Genomic DNA, 4,575 nt, shown 5'->3' on the forward strand with positions numbered 1-4,575 from the left:
AGTAAGCGACCAATTGTGTTGGTACGACCATTGAGATTGGTGAGAGGTAAGGGTGTACAGTCGTAAGGACGATATCGTCTGTATCTTTGGCAACATTTTCTTCTGCAATAGTGAGAACCTTGGCACCACGGGCTGCCACCTCTTGGATATTTCCACGAGTGTGGTTGGCAAGGACTGGATCTGACAAGAGAGCCAAGACAGGCGTTCCCTCTTCAATCAAGGCAATAGTTCCGTGCTTGAGCTCTCCTGCCGCAAAGCCTTCACACTGGATGTAAGAAATTTCTTTGAGTTTGAGACTTGCTTCCATGGCTACGTAGTAATCTTGACCACGCCCAATATAAAAAGCATTGCGAGTTGTTTCAAGAAGCTCACGAACCTTGGCTTCAATGGTTTCTTTCTCTGAAAGAGTTGATTCGATAGACTGAGCTACGATTGACAATTCATGAACCAGATCAAATGCTTGCGCTTTGGCATTTCCATTTGCTTCTCCGACTGCTTTTGCAAGGAAGGCGAGGGCTGCGATTTGCGCTGTATAGGCCTTGGTTGAGGCTACGGCAATTTCAGGACCTGCATGAAGAAGCATGGTATGGTTGGCTTCACGAGAAAGAGTTGAACCTGGTACGTTTGTCACTGTCAAGCTTGGGATTCCCATTTCATTAGCCTTGACCAAAACCTGACGGCTATCTGCTGTTTCACCAGACTGGCTGATAAAGATGAAAAGTGGTTTCTTGCTGAGAAGTGGCATACCATAGCCCCACTCAGATGAAATTCCAAGTTCAACTGGTGTATCTGTCAATTCTTCCAACATCTTCTTAGAAGCAAATCCTGCGTGGTAAGATGTTCCAGCTGCAAGGATGTAGATGCGGTCTGCATCTTGAACAGCCTTGATGATAGCTGGGTTTACTACTACTTGACCAGCCTCATCTGTGTAGGCTTGGATGAGTTTACGCATAACAGTTGGTTGCTCATCAATTTCCTTGAGCATGTAGTAAGGATAAGTTCCCTTACCGATATCAGATAAGTCTAGCTCAGCAGTGTAGCTAGCACGCTCACGACTATTACCATCATAGTCTTGAACTTCCACGCTATCCGCCTTGACGATTACCAACTCTTGGTCATGAATTTCCATGTATTGGTTGGTTTCACGAATCATAGCCATAGCATCTGAGCAGACCATGTTATAGCCTTCTCCAAGACCAATCAAAAGTGGTGATTTATTTTTAGCCACGTAGATGACTTCAGGATCTTGTGAGTCAACCAAGGCAAAGGCATAAGAACCACGGATGATGTGAAGGGCTTTTTTGAAGGCTTCAAGAACTGACAAACCGTCTTCTTCCGCAAATTTTCCAATCAAGTGAACGGCGATTTCCGTATCTGTTTGCCCCTTGAAGTGGTGTCCTGCAAGGTATTCTTCCTTGATTTCAAGGTAGTTCTCAATCACCCCATTGTGCACCAAGACAAAACGTTCTGTCTCAGAGCGGTGTGGGTGAGCATTGTCTTCCGTTGGTTTCCCGTGAGTAGCCCAACGAGTATGTCCGATACCAGTCGTTCCCTCAACACCAGCTGTCTTAGCAGACAATTCTGCAATACGACCAACAGCCTTGACTAGATGGTTTTCAGCACCACCTAGGACAAAAAGCCCCGCAGAATCATAGCCACGGTATTCGAGCTTTTCAAGCCCTTGAATCAAAATATCAGTTGCATTTGTGTTTCCAACAACACCAACAATTCCACACATAGTATATACGACACAGACCAGCTGTGCTTTCTCCTTAAAATTGGTATAGTCTAATTCCTCTTTTATAGAATCAGCAAAAACAGTATATACTTGTTTCTTTCACTTGTCAAGAGTAAAAATTGGTATAGCTCAAATTAAGCTCCTGTAAGCAAAAAACTCTGGCCAATTAGGATAATCAGTCAGAGTCCTTTTTTAAAATCCATTATTGTCGCTTAATTCCTTGAACCAGTGCCCTGATTTCTTCAGACGACGTTCTTGCGTTTCCAAGTCTAATTCGACCAAACCATAGCGATTTTTATAGCTGTTGAGCCATGACCAGCAGTCAATAAAGGTCCAAATTAAATAGCCCTTACAATTGGCTCCGTCTTCAATGGCACGGTGCAGTTCACGAAGATGACCTTTTACAAAGTCAATACGGTAATCATCTTGAATCATTCCATTCTCACGGAATTTTTCTTCCCCTTCAACACCCATACCATTCTCAGTCAACATCCACTCGATATTACCATAATTTTCCTTGATATTTTGGGCGATGTCATAAATCCCTTGCTCATAAATCTCCCAGCCACGGTGAGGATTGATTTTACGTCCAGGCATCACATAAGGCTCGTAAAAATGTTCTGGTAAGAGTGGACTCTCTGGATGCTTAGCAAATCGAGGAGCCATAACACGCAAAGGTTGATAGTAGTTGACACCAAGGAAGTCCACCGTATTGTCACGAATGAGCTCCAACTCCTCCTCTGTAGCATCAGGCAAGAGACCGTATTCATGCAAGATTTCTACTAACTCCTGTGGATAAGTCCCCAAAACGGACGGATCTAAGAAAGATTGGGCCTGAAAAAGGTCCGCAATACGAGCCGCCTTAACATCAGCAGGATGCTGACTGCGTGGATAAGCCGGTGTCAAGTTTAAGACAATCCCAATCTTGGAATCAGGCAAGAGTTCATGACAAGCCTTAACCGCCCGACTACTGGCCAATTGTGTATGATAAGCTACTTTAACAGCTGCCTCTGCATCCACCTTATGTGGATAATGGGCATCGTAAAAATAGCCAAATTCTACAGGAACGATGGGCTCGTTAAAAGTAATCCATTGATCCACTAAATCTCCATAAGTCTCAAAACAAAAACGAGCATAGTCTTCATAGGCTGAGACAGTTGCCTTATTTTCCCAACCATCACCATCCTCTTGAAGGGCAAAAGGTAAATCAAAATGATAAAGATTCACTAAAAGACGAATCCCTTTGGCCTTAATAGCCTCAAAAACCTTACGGTAAAAGTCTGCACCTTGAGGATTGACTTTCCCACGCCCTTGTGGAAAAATCCGTGACCACTGAATAGAAGTCCGAAAGGCCGTATGACCAGTTTCTAACAGTAGCTCAATATCCTTTTCCCAATTTTCATAAAAGGTCGATGTCTTATCTGGATCAATTCCATTATAGTAGCGATTTGGCTCCACTTGGTACCAATAATCCCAGAGATTATCTCCCTTACCGTCACCAGCTATACGTCCTTCTGTCTGCGGCCCAGAAGTAGAGGATCCCCAGACAAAATCCTTTGGAAATCTTAGCATACATTTACCTCTTTATCTACTCATTTTTCCCATTATACAGAAAAAACAAGGTAAAAACTAGTTACATTTTTTCCTTGTTTTTCTTCTGATTATAGTTTTTATTTCTTGCTGAGGATTTCAAGCGTTTCGAGCAAGTTATCTGCATGAACTTCGATAGTGTCACCAGTCGCTTTAATCTTGACTTCTACGATGCCATCGGCCGCTTTTTTACCAACGGTGATGCGGATTGGCAACCCAATCAAGTCGCTATCGCTAAATTTGACTCCGACACGTTCGTTACGATCGTCCGTTAAGACTTCATAACCAGCTCCCATCAAGCTTGCTTCAAGCTTTTCTGTCAAGGCTTGCGCTTCTTCGTCCTTGACATTGACAGTGATCAAGTGCACATCAAATGGTGCCAATTCTTTAGGGAAGTTGATTCCCCAAGCGTAACGGTATTCACCTTTTGGCGTTTTGTTAACAAAGAGGCGAGCGTGTTGCTCCATCACTGCTGAAAGGAGACGGCTGACACCGATACCGTAACATCCCATGATAATTGGCACAGCACGGCCATTTTCATCCAAAACATCTGCTCCCATGCTTGCTGAATAGCGAGTGCCGAGTTTGAAGATGTGACCAATTTCGATACCACGCGCAAAGTTAAGGACACCTTGTCCGTCTGGGGAAATTTCACCCTCACGAACTTCACGTATATCCACATATTCTGCAGTAAAATCACGACCTGGGTTCACACCAGTCAAGTGGTAGCCATCTTCGTTAGCACCGACAACTGCATTGCGAACATCTTGCACCTTTCGGTCTGCAATGATTTTAACATTCTCTGGCAAACCAACTGGGCCAAGTGAACCAAATCCTGCTTGAACAACATTTGCCACTTCTTCTTCACTTGCAACGTCAAAGAAATCTGCTCCCAAGTGGTTTTTCAACTTAACTTCATTGAGTTGGTCATTTCCAACTAGAAGGGCTGCAACAAGCTCACCATCTGCCATGTAGAAGAGGGTTTTAATCGTTTGTTCTTCTGGAACATTGAGGAAGGCTGCAACTTCATCGATTGATTTAACATCTGGCGTTGCAACACGGGTCACTTCTTCTTCAGCGACAACACGGTTGCTTGGTTTGTACTCGTTTGTTGCCATTTCTAAGTTAGCAGCATAGCTAGACTCACTTGAGTAGGCAATGGTATCTTCACCAGAAACCATCCATTTAAGCAATTCTGCCTTGATTTCTTCTTGCACTTCTGCAGGAATTTCATCAAATGAGGCAAC

Annotated in this window: 3 protein-coding genes; all 3 read right to left on the minus strand. The window is 43.7% G+C overall.

What is annotated here, in order from left to right:
• On the minus strand, positions 1-1,738 hold a 1,738-nt coding region (gene glmS / locus QZ359_RS03410), incomplete at its 3' end, for a glutamine--fructose-6-phosphate transaminase (isomerizing) (RefSeq protein WP_293959527.1).
• Positions 1,739-1,930: 192 nt separating this feature from the next.
• A complete protein-coding gene (gene bglA, locus QZ359_RS03415; RefSeq protein WP_293959529.1) occupies positions 1,931-3,310 on the minus strand; it encodes a 6-phospho-beta-glucosidase in 1,380 nt (459 codons plus the stop codon).
• Between the two features lie 98 nt (positions 3,311-3,408).
• Positions 3,409-4,575, minus strand: a 1,167-nt coding sequence (proS, locus tag QZ359_RS03420) for a proline--tRNA ligase (RefSeq protein WP_293959532.1), incomplete at its 5' end; no start/stop codon positions are given.

The sequence above is a fragment of the Streptococcus sp. genome, from assembly GCF_019414905.1.
Classification (GTDB): Bacteria; Bacillota; Bacilli; order Lactobacillales; family Streptococcaceae; genus Streptococcus.